Consider the following 15,088-nt stretch of genomic DNA (forward strand, 5'->3'; position numbering starts at 1 on the left):
GTCGATCACGGCGATGCCCGAGGAATCGTAGCCACGGTATTCAAGGCGCTTCAGACCCTCGATCAGTACCGGTACTACGTCGCGATCGGCGATCGCACCCACGATTCCACACATGTCACGCGTTTCCTTGAAGACGATTGCCGCATTCTAGCCTGCGTGTCCGGCTTCCCCCTCCTGTCCGCTTAATGAAAGTGTCCGGAAAGGTGTCCGCGGACACCCGGACACTTCCCCGAAACTCCCAACCCATTGACCTGAAAGGAAATAAAGTTGGCACGCTACGTGCTTGGTACTGGCTACCACCGTCAGGCACGCACCCGATGATCCGCGACACTTCCGCACAGGACCAGATCGTTTCCTCCGCCCCGGCCGGCACCACCCGCGCAAGCTGGCACCGCTACCGCTGGCCGGCACTGGGCGCCATCGTGCTACTCGCCGGCATCGGCTGGGCCGTGCACGCCTGGTCCAACGCCAGTCGCTCCTTCGACAGCAGCCGCGTGCGCATCGCCGAGGTGAAGCGGGGCGACCTGGTCCGTGACATCGCTGCCGACGGCCGCGTGATCGCCGCCAACAGCCCGATCCTGTACGCGATCTCGGCCGGTACCGTGGACCTGAAGGTCGTCGCCGGTGACGTGGTCAAGAAGGGCCAGGAGCTTGCGATCATCGACAGCCCGGAACTGCGCAGCAAGCTGGCCCAGGAACAGGCAACGCTGGCCGGCCTGGAAGCCGAGGCCAGCCGCGCCGCGCTGGACGCGACCCTGGCCCGTGCCAAGTCACGCAAGGAAACCGACCAGGCCACCATCGAGCGGCAGGCCGCCGACCGTGACCTGCAGCGCTACCAGCGCGGCTACGACGGCGGCGCGGTACCGCAGATCGACCTGGCCAAGGCCAAGGATTCGCTGAAGAAAGCCGACATCGCCCTGGCCAATGCCACCACCGATGCGCGCCTGCAGAGCCAGGGCGCCGACCTGGATGCCCGCAACAAGCGCCTGCTGGCCGACCGCCAGAAAGCGGTGGTGGCCGAAGTGCAGCGCCAGGTCGATGCGCTGACCCTGCGCGCGCCCTTCGATGGCCAGGTCGGCCAGGTGCAGGCCGTGCAGTCCACCAACCTGGCCGCCAACGCGCCGGTGCTGGGCGTAGTCGACCTGTCCAAGTTCGAGGTCGAGATCAAGGTGCCGGAGAGCTTCGCCCGCGACCTGGCGATCGGCATGCCCGCCCAGCTGACCGGTGGCAACGGCCAGCCGTTCCCGGGCGAGATCAGCGCGGTGTCGCCGGAAGTGGTCAATGGCGAGGTCAATGCCCGCGTGCGCTTCGCCAGCGCGCAGCCGGAAGGCCTGCGCCAGAGCCAGCGGATGTCGGTACGCGTGCTGCTCGATACCCGCAAGAACGTGCTGAAGGTCGAGCGCGGTCCGTTTGTCGAACAGGGCAACGGCGTGGCCTACGTGATGGATGGCCGCACCGCCGTGCGCCGCCCGGTGGAACTGGGCGTCAGCAGCCTGGGCGAAGTGGAAATCAAGTCGGGTGTGCAACCGGGCGACCGCATCGTGGTCTCCGGCAGCGACCTGTTCAAGGACGCCGAACGCGTCTCCGTCAACTGATACCTGAATCCTGGAGAGAGGACACCCCATGTACATGCTCGAAATGCGTTCGGTCGCCAAGGTCTTCCGCACCGAACAGGTGGAAACCCACGCGTTGCGCTCACTGGAACTGCAGGTCAAGGAAGGCGAGTTCGTCGCGGTCACCGGCCCGTCAGGCTCCGGCAAGACCACCTTCCTCAACATCGCCGGCCTGCTGGAAACCTTCACCAGCGGTACCTACATGCTGGACGGGCAGGATGTGAGCACGCTGGGCGATGACGCCCGCAGCCGCCTGCGCAACCAGAAGATCGGCTTCATCTTCCAGGGCTTCAACCTGATCCCCGACCTGAACCTGTTCGACAATGTCGACGTGCCGCTGCGCTACCGCAAGATGAGCGCCAATGAGCGCCGCGAACGCATCGAGAAGGCGCTGACCCAGGTCGGCCTCGGCTCGCGCATGAAGCACTACCCGAACGAGCTGTCCGGCGGCCAGCAGCAGCGCGCGGCGATCGCACGTGCCCTGGCAGGCAGCCCGCGCCTGCTGCTGGCCGACGAACCGACCGGCAACCTGGACACGCAGATGGCCCGCGGCGTGATGGAGCTGCTGGAGGAGATCAACGCTGCCGGCACCACCATCGTGATGGTCACCCACGATCCGGAACTGGCCGCGCGCGCGCAGCGCAACGTGCATATCGTCGATGGCCAGGTGACCGACCTGGTGCGCGAGCCGGTGCTGGCCACGCCGCCGCGCCACATCGTCGCCGTCAACGAGTGAGGGCCCCACCATGTTCGCCTACTACGCCCGACTGGCGGTGCGCAGCTTCCGCCGCAACAAGGTCCTGACCGCGCTGATGGTGGTTGCCATCGCGCTCGGCATCGGCGCCTCGATGACCACCCTGACCGTGTTCCACGTGCTGTCCGGTGACCCGATTCCCGGCAAGAGCGACCGCCTGTTCTACGTCCAGCTCGACGCCGCGACCGGCGCCTACGTCGCCGGCGAGGAACCGGAAACCCAGCTGACCCGCTTCGACGGTGAAGCCCTGCTGCGCGAAGCCAAGGGCGAGCGCCAGGCGCTGATGAGCGGCGGCGGCGGCACCATCGAACCGGACAACAGCACCCTCAAGCCCTTCAGCATCGACACCCGCTGGACCTCGGCCGACTTCTTTCCGATGTTCGAGGTGCCCATGCAGTACGGCCGCCCTTGGACGCGCGAGGACGATGAAGGCCGTGCGCGCGTGGTGGTCATCTCCAAGGCGCTCAATGACAAGCTGTACCAGGGCGCCAACAGCGTGGGCCGCGACCTGCGCATGGAAGGCCAGAGCTACCGCATCGTCGGCGTGATGAAGGAATGGAGCCCGGAGCCGCACTTCTACGACCTGACCACTGGCAGCTACGGCAAGAACGAAGACCTGCTGCTGCCGATCTCCACCTCCTTCGACCTGAAGCTGGGCAACAACGGCAACATGAACTGCTTCGGCGAGAATCCGGACGGCAACAGCTACTCGCTCAACGCACCGTGCGCGTGGCTGCAGTACTGGGTGGAGATGGACCCGGCCAAGGCTGGCGACTACCGTCGTTACCTGGAGAACTACTCGACCCAGCAGCGCGAGGCCGGCCGCTTCAAGCATCCGCCGAACGTGCGCCTGCGCACCGTGATGGAATGGCTGGACTTCAACGGCGCGGTGCCCAGCGACGTGCGCCTGCAGCTGTGGCTGGCGTTGGGCTTCCTGGGTGTCTGCCTGGTCAACACGGTGGGCCTGCTGCTGGCCAAGTTCCTGCGTCGCAGCGGTGAGATCGGTGTGCGCCGCGCGCTCGGTGCCAGCCGCGGCCAGATCTTCCTGCAATGCCTGGTGGAAGCAGGTGCGGTCGGCGTGGTCGGTGGCGTGCTGGGTATCGGCCTGGCCCTGCTCGGCCTGTTCGCGGTGCGCCAGCAACCGGTGGAGTACGCAAAGCTGGCCCACCTGGACGGCAACATGCTGCTGCTTGCGCTGGGCTTGACCCTGTTCGCCAGCCTTGCCGCCGGTTTCCTGCCTGCCTGGCGCGCCATGCAGGTCACTCCGGCCATCCAGCTCAAGTCGCAGTAAGCACCCGAACGAGGACTCCCATGGACATCCGCCCCATCATCAGCACGCTGCGCCGGCACAAGACTGCCGCTGCCCTGATCGTGCTGGAAGTCGCACTGACCTGCGCCATCGTCTGCAACGCGCTGTTCCTGGTCAGCCAGCGCGTGGAGAAGATCAGCATGCCCAGCGGCATCGCCGAGAACGAACTGGTGATGCTCCGCGTCAGCGGCATCGGCAAGCAGACCGATGCCATGGCCCGCACCCGCGAGGACCTGGCATCGCTGCGCGCAATTCCTGGCGTCAGCAACGTCACCATCATCAACCAGGTTCCCTTCCGCAACGGCTCGTCCAGCAGCAGCATCTCGCGCGAGGTCGACCAGGAACGGCCGACCACCAACGCCTCGATGTACACCCTGTCCGAGAACGGGCTGGCCACGATGGGCATCAACCTGATCGCAGGCCGCGATTTCCTGCCCGACGAATACCAGAACTTCGAAGACGCCAGCAAGGGCGGCGCCAAGGAAAAGGCGATTCCGGTGATCTTCACCCAGGCCACCGCCGCCAAGATGGAACCCAGCGGCAGTGCGCTGGGCAAGACCTACTACATGGGCAAGCAGCCGCTGCATGTGGTCGGCATCGTCGACACGCTCAGCACACCCAATGGCTGGAATGACAACTGGACCAACTCGATGCTGCTGCCCATGCGGCGCACCTTCGATGAAGGTGGCACCTATGTGCTGCGCACTTCGCCAGAGCGCCGCCAGGAGGTCCTCGATGCCGGTGCCGCCGCGCTGGAACGCAACGATCCCAACCGGCTGATGCGCGACAAGCTGACCTATGAAGACCAGCGCAAGGACTTCTTCAAGAACGACCGCGCGATGGTCGGCCTGCTGATCACCGTCAGCATCTCGCTGCTGGTGGTCACTGCGCTGGGCATCATCGGCCTGGCCAGCTTCTGGGTGCAGCAGCGCAGCAAGCAGATCGGCATCCGCCGCGCACTCGGTGCCACCCGCGGGCAGATCCTGCGCTACTTCCAGACCGAGAACTTCCTGCTGGCCTCGCTGGGGATCGTGCTGGGCATGCTGGCAGCCTACGCGATCAATCTGGCACTGATGAACCTGTACGAGCTGCCGCGCATGCCGCTGTACTACCTGCCGCTGGGTGCGCTGCTGCTGTGGGTGCTGGGCCAGATCGCGGTGTTCGGGCCGGCCCGGCGCGCGGCAGCGGTCCCACCCGCAGTTGCCACGCGGGGCGCGTAAGATGCGTGCCTGCCGGGTGCTGTTGATGGCACTGCTGCCACTGCCGGCGCTGGCCGGCGGTGGCAGCTCGCAGACGCTGGAATGGCGCCAGGATGATGCCCGCCTGGCGCTGCGCTCGACCGAGGGCCAGGTACGGGTGGAAGCCGCGCGTCCGGAAGCCCGCTTCGGCGTGCGCAGCGGCGACCGCATCCTGCGCCTGGACGATACGGCTGTGCGGCGGATCGAGCATCTTGCCGATGCGCTGCGGCATTCCAGTGCCCCGACTGCGTACCTGTTGCTGCGCCGCGACAAACGCGAGCTCACCGTCCCGGTGGACGCCGCCTCATGGCGGCTGGCGCTGGTCGCTCCGCCACCGCCGGCACCACCGCCTCCACCAGCGCGGCGCTGAAACCAGCCCGCCCTCGTCGCCACGGCTTTGGCTATGCTTGATGGGTGGCGCCGGGCTCTCCCGGCGTATGGATACGAACACGGCTCCATCGGCGCCGCCCATCCCTTTCTGCAGAACTGCTTGATGCCTTCGATCCTGATCATCGACGACAACGCCAGCGTGGGCACCGCGCTGGACGTGCTGTTCTCCCTGCATGACATCGACACCCTGCAGGCGCAGAGCCCGGCCGAAGGGCTGGCCCTGCTCGAGTCGCAGCCGGTCGACCTGGTGATCCAGGACATGAATTTCAGCGAGGACACCACCTCCGGCGAAGAAGGCGAAGACCTGTTCGCACAGATCCGCGCGCGCCACCCGGACCTGCCGGTGATCCTGCTCACCGCCTGGACCCACCTGAGCAGTGCGGTGGACCTGGTCAAGGCCGGCGCCGCCGACTACCTGGCCAAGCCCTGGGACGACCGCAAGCTGCTGACCACGGTCAACAACCTGCTCGAGCTGTCCGAGGCGCGGCGCGAGCTGGACCGCCGCCGCAGCCGTGAGCTGCGCCAGCGCAATGCGCTGGAAGAAAAGTACGAGCTGTGTGGTGCGGTCTTCGCCGATCCGGCCAGCGAGCGCATCATCGCGCTGGCCTGCCAGGTCGCGCGCTCCGAACTGCCGGTGCTGATCACCGGCCCCAACGGGGCTGGCAAGGAGAAGATCGCGCAGATCATCCAGGCCAATTCACTGGTGGCCAAGGGCCCGTTCATCACGGTCAACTGCGGCGCCCTGCCCTCGGAACTGATCGAGGCCGAACTGTTCGGTGCCGAGGCCGGCGCATATACCGGCGCCAACAAGGCACGCGAGGGCAAGTTCGAAGCCGCCGACGGCGGAACGCTGTTCCTGGACGAGATCGGCAACCTGTCGCTGGGCGGCCAGATGAAGCTCCTGCGCGTGCTGGAAACCGGCCGCTTCGAGCGCCTGGGCTCCAACCGCGAGCGCCAGGTCAAAGTCCGCGTGGTCAGCGCGACCAATGCCGACCTGCCGGCGATGATCCGCGACGGCACCTTCCGCGAAGACCTGTACTACCGCCTCAATACGGTGGAACTGGTACTGCCACCATTGGCCGAGCGCCCGGGCGACATCGTGCCCCTGGCCGAGCGCTTCCTGACCGCCGGCAAGCCACTTTCCAGCGCCGCCACCGCGGCCCTGCAACGGCACCCCTGGCCCGGCAACGTGCGCGAACTGCGCAACGTGATCCAGCGGGCCGAGCTGCTGGCGACCGGCAACCGCATCGAAGTGGCCGACCTGAACCTGCCGCGTGCCGCACCTGCGCCGCGACCGGCAGCCAGTGCCGGCACTGATCCTGACCGTGCGCGCATCGAGGATGTGCTGGCGCGCAACCACGGCGTCATCGCCCAGGCCGCCGCCGAACTCGGCCTGAGCCGCCAGGCACTGTACCGGCGCATGGACCGGCACGGCATCCCACGCGAATGAAACGGCGCTCGTTCACCTTCCGCCTGTTCCTGCGCCTGCTGCCGGTGCTGGCGCTGGCCGCCGCGTTGCCGTGGCTGCTGGCCTACTGGATGGACCACGGCTGGGTGGTGACCACGGTGTCGGCGCTGATCCTGCTGTCGCTGATGTGGTGGACCCTGCGCCGTGCCACCGCGCCGGTACGTTCATTGATGCGCGCCTTGGCCGGCACCACCAGCAGCTACCGCGACGGTGAGTACAACTTCGGTGTGTACTGGCCGGGCAACGACGAACTGGGTGACCTGGTGCAGGCGCACCGCGAACTGGGCGACGTGCTGCGCGAGCAGCGGCAGGGCCTGGTGCAGCGCGAACTGCTGCTGGACACCATGGTGCAGAACACCCCGGTGGCGATGTTGCTGATTGCTTCCGGCGGCGATGGCATCGCCCGCGTGGTGTTCTCCAACCTGGCCGCGCGCAAGCTGCTGCATGGCGGCTGGAAGCTGGAAGGCCAGCGCCTGGAAGAGGTGCTGGAACAGGTGCCGGTGGAGCTGCGCGATGCCATCGCCCGTGGCGGCGACAGCCTGTTCGCGGTGCATGCGGAAGGCGAAGACGGCGATGAGGACGACGAACAGGTCTATCACCTCTCACGCCGATCTTTCCAGCTCAACGGCCGCCCGCACGACCTGCTGCTGGTACGCCTGCTCACCGCCGAACTGCGCCGCCAGGAAGTGCAGACGTGGAAGAAGGTGATCCGGGTGATCAGCCACGAGCTCAACAACTCACTGGCACCGATCGCCTCGCTGGCCCACTCCGGTGGCGTGCTGGTGCAGCGCGAGCGCTTCGATCGGCTGCCGGAGATCTTCACCACCATCGAAGACCGCGCGCGCCACCTGGAAGGATTCATCCGTGGCTATGCGCGCTTCGCCAAGCTGCCGCAACCGCAACTGCAGACCGTGCACTGGGCGCCCTTCCTGTCCAGCCTGCGCCAGCAGATTCCGTTCAGCATGGAACGTGAACCGGAGGAGGAACTGAGCAGCCGGATCGACATCGCGCAGTTCGGGCAGGCGCTGTTGAACCTGCTGAAGAACGCGCATGAAGCCTGTGCCGAAGCCGATCCGCCCAATGATGACGTGCAGGTGCAGCTGACGCGGTTGCCGCAATGGCTGCGCCTGGATGTGCTGGACCGTGGCAAGGGCATGAACGAGCAGGTGCTGCAGAACGCACTGATGCCGTTCTATTCGACCAAGCGCAACGGTACCGGGTTGGGACTGGCACTGACCCGCGAGATCGTGGAGGCGCACGGTGGGCGGGTGTCGCTGCAGAACCGCGGTGATGGCGGGCTGTGCGTGTCGATCCTGTTGCCGGTGGGGTGAGCGGGCCGATCGGGTAGATCCACGCCATGCGTGGATGTGCCGACCAGGGTCGGCACCTACCAGACCCGCCGCATCGCCACCCGCAGGTGCATCGGAAACCCGAGCGCAGCCTCTTCGGCCATGACGGCGCGCAGGCCATCATTCCACTCCGCCTCCGGCACTTCAACGAATCCTTCGCTGGCATAGAAGGCTGCATTCCACGGCACATCGCTCAAGGTGGTCAGCACCGCTGCAGCAAAGCCGGTGGCCCTGGCCTGCGCCAAGGCATGCCGCAGCAATGCACGGCCATGGCCACGACGCGCGTGCGCTGGATCCACATCCATCTGCAGGACATGGAACTCGCCTGCCAGGTCGCCGGCCAGCAGGTAGCCGGCAATGCCGCCGCCGGCGCCATCCACCACCCAGAGCTGTCCACGCTCACGACCTTCCTGCAGCGTCGGCAGGTCCAGGCCGTGGCCGGCAAACACCGGATAGGCCTCGTGGCCCCTCAGCAGTTCACCGGCACGCTGTTCGATCGCCGGCAGCACACCCAGCTCATCGGTGCGCGGCACCCGTGGCTCAGGACTTCTTGACCGGGCGCTTCCAGCCATCGATGGTTTCCTGTCGTGCACGTGCCAGCGTCAGCTTGCCGTCCGGTGCGGTGCGGGTGATGACCGACCCGGCAGCGATGGTCGCGCCCTCGCCGATGGTGATCGGCGCCACCAGCGAGCTGTTGGAGCCGATGAAAGCGTTGTCGCCGATGGTGGTGGTCGACTTGTTCACGCCATCGTAGTTGCACGTGATGGTGCCGGCACCGATGTTCACCCTGCTGCCGATCACCGCGTCACCCAGGTAGGTGAGATGGTTCGCCTTGCTGCCGACGCCGAGGGTGACCTTCTTGGTTTCGACGAAGTTGCCGACGTGTACGCCATCGGCCAGCACGGTACCCGGCCGCAAGCGTGCGAACGGGCCGACCTGCGCGGCACCGTCGGTGACCACGCCTTCCAGGTCGCAATGCGCGCGCACTTCGGTGCCGGGCCCCAGGTTGACGTCCTTCAGCCGGTTGAACGGGCCTACGGTAACGCCGTCACCGAGCACGACGTTGCCTTCAAGAACAACGTCGACATCGATCAGCACGTCGCTGCCCACGGTGACGGTGCCACGGATATCCAGGCGTGCCGGGTCGCGCACGCGCGCGCCCTGAGCGCACAGCGCACGCACCGCACGGCGCTGCCAGGCGCGTTCCAGCTGCGACAGCTGCCACGGATCATTCGCGCCCTCAGCCTCCTGTGCATCGGCGACCAGGGCCATCTCGGCCGGGGTGTACTCATGCGCGGCAAACGCGAACACATCGGTAAGGTAGTACTCGCCCTGCGCATTGCTGTTGGACAGCTGCGACAACCAGCGGCGCAGCGCGGTCGACTCTGCGGCGATGATGCCGGTGTTGATCGTGCGCACGCGCAGCTGGTCGTCGGTGGCGTCCTTCTGCTCGACGATGGCGCCCACCTTGCCCTCTGCATCGCGCAGCACCCGGCCGTAACCGCTCGGGTCATCGACATCGGCCACCAGCACTGCCAGCCGGCCCGGCTGCGCCAGCAGGTCGCGCAGGGTCTGCGCGCGGATCAGCGGCACATCGCCGTACAACACCAGCACCTGCGCAGCGTCGGGAACCTGCGGCATTGCCTGCGTTACTGCGTGGCCGGTACCGAGCTGCTGGGCCTGTTCGGCCCACTGCAGGTCGGGCTGGCCGGCGAAGTACTGACGCACCGCCTCGCCACCATGGCCGTAAACCACGTGGATGGCCGCCGGCTGCAGCTCGCGGGCCGTATCGATCACGTGCGCCAGCATCGGCTGGCCGGCGATCGGCTGCAGCACCTTCGGCAGCACCGACTTCATGCGCTTGCCGGCGCCGGCGGCGAGGATGATGACGTGCAGGGCTTGGGTCATGGGAGCAGCAGTCCGTAGTTCGTTGCCGGTGATTCTAGAGCGTGGGCCGTTAACATGGGCATCCCTCCTCCTTCATCATGCCGATGAGCCTGCTCCGCCAGGGAAGCACCTACCTCGTGATCGGGCTCGTGCAGCTGCTGGTCGATTGGCTGGTGTTCGTGGTCGCCACCGCGCTGGGCATGCCGGTTGCGCCGGCCAACATCGCCGGTCGCCTGGCCGGCATGCTGCTGGGCTTCTGGCTCAACGGCCGCTACACCTTTGCCGAGGCCGGCACCCGCAAGCTGGGATGGAAGCGCTTTGCACGCTTCTTCGGGCTGTGGCTGCTGCTGACGGCAGCGAGCACGCTGCTGGTCAGCCTGGTCGACCAGGCGCTGGGCCTGCAGTACACGTGGCTGGCCAAGCCGCTGGTGGAAGGCGGGCTGGCGTGCGTGTCGTTCCTGTTGATGCGCCATGTGGTGTATCGCTGATACCACCGACACACGCCCCGGCGCTGCCAGCAGAAACAAAAACGCCGGCACAGGGCCGGCGTTCTCGTGGGTGCAGCGCGAACCTCAGTGCTTGAGATTCTTGCGCAGGCGTTCCAGTGCCTGCAGCTGGACGACGGCTTCAGCCAGCTTCTGCTGGGCTTCGGCCACTTCCATCGCTTCGCCGCGGTTGGCCAGGATGCGCTCGGCTTCTTCCTTGGCCTTGCGGACCGAGGCTTCGTCGATGTCCTGCGCGCGGATCGCGGTGTCGGCCAGCACGGTCACCACCTGCGGCTGCACTTCCAGGATGCCGCCGGAAATGGCGAAATCCAGCTGCTCGCCGTTCGGCGTGGTCACCACCACCTTGCCCGGCTTCAGGCGGGTGATCAGCGGCGCGTGCTTGGGCGCGATGCCCAGTTCGCCCAGCTCACCGGTGGCCACGACCAGGGTCGCTTCGCCACGGAAGATTTCCTGCTCGGCGCTGACGATGTCGCAACGGATCGTGCTCATGCAAATCTCTTCGCTGTTCGCGGCGGCGCAATGCCACCGTGGGGGTCCACCGGCGCGGGCGGTTGCCCGGCGCCGGCGTCAGGTCGGCCAGGATCGCTCCTGCCCGTCCCGGATCAGGCCTTCTCGGCCATCTTCTTGGCCTTCTCGACCGCTTCTTCGATGCCGCCGACCATGTAGAACGCCTGCTCCGGCAGGTGGTCGTACTCGCCATCGACGATGGCCTTGAAGCCACGGATGGTGTCCTTCAGCGGCACGTACTTGCCCGGCGAACCGGTGAACACTTCGGCCACGTGGAACGGCTGGCTGAAGAAGCGCTCGATCTTGCGGGCGCGCGACACGGCCTGCTTGTCCTCTTCGGACAGTTCGTCCATGCCCAGGATCGCGATGATGTCCTTCAGTTCCTTGTACTTCTGCAGGGTCTGCTGGACGCGCTGGGCGGTGTCGTAGTGCTCGTGGCCGATGACCAGCGGGTCCATCTGGCGGCTGGTGGAGTCCAGCGGATCGACGGCCGGGTAGATACCCAGCGAGGCGATCGAACGCGACAGGGTGACGGTCGAGTCCAGGTGGGCGAAGGTGGTCGCCGGCGACGGGTCGGTCAGGTCGTCCGCGGGAACGTAGACGGCCTGGATCGAGGTGATCGAGCCGTTCTTGGTCGAGGTGATGCGCTCCTGCAGGACGCCCATTTCCTCGGCCAGGGTCGGCTGGTAACCCACTGCGGACGGCATACGGCCCAGCAGTGCCGACACTTCGGTACCGGCCAGGGTGTAGCGGTAGATGTTGTCGACGAACAACAGGACGTCCTTGCCCTTGCCGTTTTCGTCCTTCTCGTCGCGGAAGTACTCGGCCATGGTCAGGCCGGTCAGCGCGACGCGCAGGCGGTTGCCCGGCGGCTCGTTCATCTGGCCGTACACCATCGCCACCTTGTCCAGGACGTTGGAGTCCTTCATTTCGTGGTAGAAGTCGTTGCCCTCACGGGTACGCTCACCCACGCCGGCGAACACGGACAGGCCGCTGTGCGCCTTGGCGATGTTGTTGATCAGCTCCATCATGTTGACGGTCTTGCCGACGCCGGCGCCGCCGAACAGGCCGACCTTGCCGCCCTTGGCGAACGGGCACATCAGGTCGATGACCTTGATGCCGGTTTCCAGCAGCTCGGTGGCCGGGGACTGGTCTTCATACGACGGCGCAGCGCGGTGGATTTCCCAGTTGTCGCTGGCAGCGACCGGGCCGGCTTCGTCGATCGGACGGCCCAGCACGTCCATGATGCGGCCCAGGGTGCCGGCGCCGACCGGCACCGAAATGCCGCGGCCGGTGTTGACGGCAACCAGGTTGCGCTTCAGGCCGTCGGTGGAACCGAGGGCGATGGTACGCACCACGCCGTCGCCCAGCTGCTGCTGGACTTCGAGGGTGATCTCGGTGTTTTCGACCTTCAGTGCGTCGTACACCTTCGGCACCGATTCACGCGGGAATTCGACGTCGACGACCGCGCCGATGATCTGAACGATCTTGCCCTGACTCATTGCTGCATCCTCTAATGTGTGCTTTGAACGAACGCGGTCAGACTGCTGCCGCGCCGCCGACGATTTCGGAGATTTCCTGGGTGATCGCTGCCTGGCGCGCCTTGTTGTAGACGAGCTGCAGGGTGCCGATCAGCTTGTTGGCGTTGTCGCTCGCCGCCTTCATCGCAACCATGCGTGCGGCATGCTCGGAGGCGACGTTTTCCAGCAGTGCCTGGTACACCAGCGACTCGATGTAACGCGTCATCACGTGCTCCAGCACGGTCGCGGCATCGGGTTCGTACAGGTAGTCCCAGTCGTGGTGAGCGACCTGCTTCTCGGCCGGCGGCAGCGGCAGCAGCTGATCGAAGCTGGCCTTCTGCACCATGGTGTTCACGAAGCGGTTGTAGACCAGGTACACGCGGTCGATCTTGCCTTCGGTGAAGGCGTCGAGCATGACCTTGATCACACCGATCAGCGATTCCAGCTTCGGCACGTCGCCGATGTGGGTCACGCTGCCGACCATGTTGACCTTCACGCGGCGGAAGAAGGTCGATGCCTTCTGGCCGATGGTCACCAGGTCCACTTCGGCACCCTTGTCCTGCCATGCCTTGGCTTCGCCCAGCATCTTGCGGAACAGGTTGTTGTTCAGGCCGCCGGCCAGACCGCGATCGGAGGAGATCACGATGAAACCGACCCGCTTTACCTGCTCACGCTCGACCAGGAACGGATGCTGGTAGTCGGTGCTGGCCTGGGCCAGGTGACCGATCACCTGCTTCATCGCCTGCGCGTACGGACGCGAGGTCTTCATCCGATCCTGCGCCTTGCGGATCTTGGAGGCCGAGACCATTTCCAGGGCGCGCGTCACCTTGCGGGTGTTCTGCACGCTCTTGATCTTGGTTTTGATTTCGCGTCCGCTTGCCATCTCTTGTTTCCCGTGGCGCGGGGCTGATGCCCCGCGTTGTTCAACCGTTTGTCATCTGGTCCAGCGGAGCCGCTGGCTCCGCTCTACAGGACCGCGATTACCAGCTGCCGGTGGTCTTGAACTCGGCGATGCCCTTCTTGAAGGCACCTTCGATGTCGTTGTCCCAACCGCCGGTAGCGTTGACCTTGCTGATCAGCTCGCCCTGGGTATTGGCGAAGTGGGCGTGCAGGCCTTCTTCGAACGCCAGCAGCTTGTTGACCGGCACGTCGTCGAGGTACCCCTCGTTGACGGCGTAGATCGACAGCGCCTGGTTGGCGATCGACATCGGCGCGTACTGCTTCTGCTTCATCAGCTCGGTGACGCGCTGGCCACGCTCCAGCTGCTTGCGGGTCGCTTCGTCCAGGTCCGAGGCGAACTGCGCGAAGGCAGCCAGTTCACGGTACTGGGCCAGCGAGATACGGATGCCGCCCGACAGCTTCTTGATGATCTTGGTCTGGGCCGAGCCACCGACGCGCGACACCGAGATACCGGCGTTCACGGCCGGGCGGATGCCGGCGTTGAACAGGTCGGTTTCCAGGAAGATCTGGCCGTCGGTGATCGAGATCACGTTGGTCGGAACGAACGCGGACACGTCGCCAGCCTGGGTTTCGATGATCGGCAGCGCGGTCAGCGAACCGGTCTTGCCGGTGACCTTGCCTTCGGTGAACTTCTCGACATATTCCTCGGACACGCGGGCAGCGCGTTCCAGCAGGCGAGAGTGCAGGTAGAACACGTCACCCGGGTAGGCTTCGCGGCCCGGCGGGCGCTTCAGCAGCAGCGAGATCTGGCGGTAGGCGACAGCCTGCTTGGACAGATCGTCGTACACGATCAGCGCGTCTTCGCCGCGGTCCATGAAGTACTCACCCATGGTGCAGCCCGAGTAGGCGCTGATGTACTGCATGGCAGCCGATTCGGAAGCGGTCGCGGCCACCACGATGGTGTGGGCCAGCGCGCCGTTCTCTTCCAGCTTGCGCACGATGTTGGCGATGGTCGAAGCCTTCTGGCCGATCGCAACGTACACGCACTTGATGCCGGTGCCCTTCTGGTTGATCACCGCATCGATCGCCATGGCGGTCTTGCCGGTCTGGCGGTCACCGATGATCAGCTCGCGCTGGCCACGGCCGATCGGGATCATCGAGTCGACCGACTTGTAACCGGTCTGCACCGGCTGGTCGACCGACTTGCGCCAGATCACGCCCGGAGCAACGCGCTCCACCGGAGCGGTCAGGTCGGTGCCCAGCGGGCCCTTGCCGTCGATCGGCTCGCCCAGCGCGTTCACGACGCGACCCAGCAGTTCCGGACCGACCGGCACTTCCAGGATGCGGCCGGTGGTCTTGGCGACATCGCCTTCGCGCAGGTGCTCGTAGTCACCCAGGACCACGGCGCCGACCGAGTCGCGCTCCAGGTTCAGGGCCAGTGCGAAGGTGTTGTTCGGCAGTTCGATCATTTCGCCCTGCATCACGTCGGCCAGACCGAAGATGCGCACGATGCCGTCGGACACGCTGGTCACGGTGCCTTCGTTGCGCGATTCCGCGGCCAGCTTGACCTTCTCGATGCGGTTCTTGATCAGTTCGCTGATTTCGGAGGGGTTGAGCGTGGTTGCCATCGTCAAGTCCTAGTGCCGG

The 15,088-nt window shown here is 66.0% G+C and carries 14 protein-coding genes; 8 read left to right on the forward strand and 6 right to left on the reverse strand.

Annotation, left to right across the window (positions count from 1 at the left end):
• Window positions 1-317 precede the first annotated feature (317 nt).
• The 7 genes from AC5P5V_RS06230 to AC5P5V_RS06260 all read left to right on the forward strand — a co-directional run bounded on the left by AC5P5V_RS06230 (window position 318) and on the right by AC5P5V_RS06260 (window position 8,103).
• Window positions 318-1,595, forward strand: coding sequence for an efflux RND transporter periplasmic adaptor subunit (locus AC5P5V_RS06230; protein ID WP_134968207.1), 1,278 nt, complete (start codon window positions 318-320; stop codon window positions 1,593-1,595).
• Window positions 1,596-1,623: 28 nt separating this feature from the next.
• Window positions 1,624-2,349, forward strand: a complete 726-nt coding sequence (locus tag AC5P5V_RS06235) for an ABC transporter ATP-binding protein (RefSeq protein ID WP_014038558.1) — start codon at window positions 1,624-1,626, stop codon at window positions 2,347-2,349.
• A 10-nt stretch (window positions 2,350-2,359) separates the two neighbouring features.
• Complete coding sequence (locus tag AC5P5V_RS06240; RefSeq protein WP_049435876.1) at window positions 2,360-3,658, forward strand: ABC transporter permease; 1,299 nt, start codon at window positions 2,360-2,362, stop codon at window positions 3,656-3,658.
• Window positions 3,659-3,678: 20 nt separating this feature from the next.
• Window positions 3,679-4,896 carry an ABC transporter permease gene (locus AC5P5V_RS06245; RefSeq protein WP_231352301.1) on the forward strand — a complete coding sequence of 406 codons (1,218 nt, stop codon included), beginning with the start codon at window positions 3,679-3,681 and terminating at the stop codon, window positions 4,894-4,896.
• A gap of 1 nt (window position 4,897) precedes the next feature.
• The gene (locus tag AC5P5V_RS06250) at window positions 4,898-5,284 is read left to right on the forward strand and encodes a PDZ domain-containing protein (RefSeq protein ID WP_134968206.1); all 387 of its coding nucleotides are present in this window, start codon (window positions 4,898-4,900) and stop codon (window positions 5,282-5,284) included.
• Window positions 5,285-5,407: 123 nt separating this feature from the next.
• Complete coding sequence (locus tag AC5P5V_RS06255) at window positions 5,408-6,754, forward strand: sigma-54-dependent transcriptional regulator (protein WP_061479882.1); 1,347 nt, start codon at window positions 5,408-5,410, stop codon at window positions 6,752-6,754.
• Complete coding sequence (locus AC5P5V_RS06260) at window positions 6,751-8,103, forward strand: sensor histidine kinase (protein ID WP_061479883.1); 1,353 nt, start codon at window positions 6,751-6,753, stop codon at window positions 8,101-8,103. Before AC5P5V_RS06255 ends, AC5P5V_RS06260 begins: the two co-directional genes overlap by 4 nt.
• A gap of 56 nt (window positions 8,104-8,159) precedes the next feature.
• On the opposite strand, the gene AC5P5V_RS06265 is transcribed toward AC5P5V_RS06260, so the two are convergent.
• Together AC5P5V_RS06265 and glmU are read right to left on the reverse strand one after the other, a co-directional pair.
• Entirely contained in the window at window positions 8,160-8,693 is a 534-nt protein-coding gene (locus AC5P5V_RS06265; RefSeq protein ID WP_134968205.1) for a GNAT family N-acetyltransferase, read from the reverse strand.
• Window positions 8,662-10,029 carry a bifunctional UDP-N-acetylglucosamine diphosphorylase/glucosamine-1-phosphate N-acetyltransferase GlmU gene (glmU, locus tag AC5P5V_RS06270; RefSeq protein ID WP_134968204.1) on the reverse strand — a complete coding sequence of 456 codons (1,368 nt, stop codon included), beginning with the start codon at window positions 10,027-10,029 and terminating at the stop codon, window positions 8,662-8,664. The genes AC5P5V_RS06265 and glmU overlap by 32 nt, the downstream gene beginning before the upstream one ends.
• Window positions 10,030-10,112: 83 nt before the next feature.
• On the opposite strand from glmU, the gene AC5P5V_RS06275 reads away from it, so the two are divergent.
• Entirely contained in the window at window positions 10,113-10,496 is a 384-nt protein-coding gene (locus AC5P5V_RS06275) for a GtrA family protein (protein ID WP_134968203.1), read from the forward strand.
• 84 nt (window positions 10,497-10,580) lie between these two features.
• Here AC5P5V_RS06275 and AC5P5V_RS06280 read toward each other — a convergent pair whose 3' ends face one another.
• The 4 genes from AC5P5V_RS06280 to atpA all read right to left on the reverse strand — a co-directional run bounded on the left by AC5P5V_RS06280 (window position 10,581) and on the right by atpA (window position 15,069).
• Complete coding sequence (locus AC5P5V_RS06280) at window positions 10,581-11,003, reverse strand: F0F1 ATP synthase subunit epsilon (protein ID WP_005419509.1); 423 nt, start codon at window positions 11,001-11,003, stop codon at window positions 10,581-10,583.
• A gap of 113 nt (window positions 11,004-11,116) precedes the next feature.
• Window positions 11,117-12,523, reverse strand: a complete 1,407-nt coding sequence (gene atpD / locus AC5P5V_RS06285; protein WP_005419510.1) for a F0F1 ATP synthase subunit beta — start codon at window positions 12,521-12,523, stop codon at window positions 11,117-11,119.
• A 37-nt stretch (window positions 12,524-12,560) separates the two neighbouring features.
• Window positions 12,561-13,424: a F0F1 ATP synthase subunit gamma gene (atpG, locus tag AC5P5V_RS06290; RefSeq protein ID WP_005411129.1), complete on the reverse strand. Its 864-nt coding sequence runs from the start codon at window positions 13,422-13,424 to the stop codon at window positions 12,561-12,563.
• Window positions 13,425-13,521: 97 nt separating this feature from the next.
• The gene (atpA, locus tag AC5P5V_RS06295; protein ID WP_005419511.1) at window positions 13,522-15,069 is read right to left on the reverse strand and encodes a F0F1 ATP synthase subunit alpha; all 1,548 of its coding nucleotides are present in this window, start codon (window positions 15,067-15,069) and stop codon (window positions 13,522-13,524) included.
• Between the last annotated feature and the right edge of the window lie 19 nt (window positions 15,070-15,088).

This window comes from Stenotrophomonas sp. YJH_SMC_130 (genome assembly GCF_059369035.1).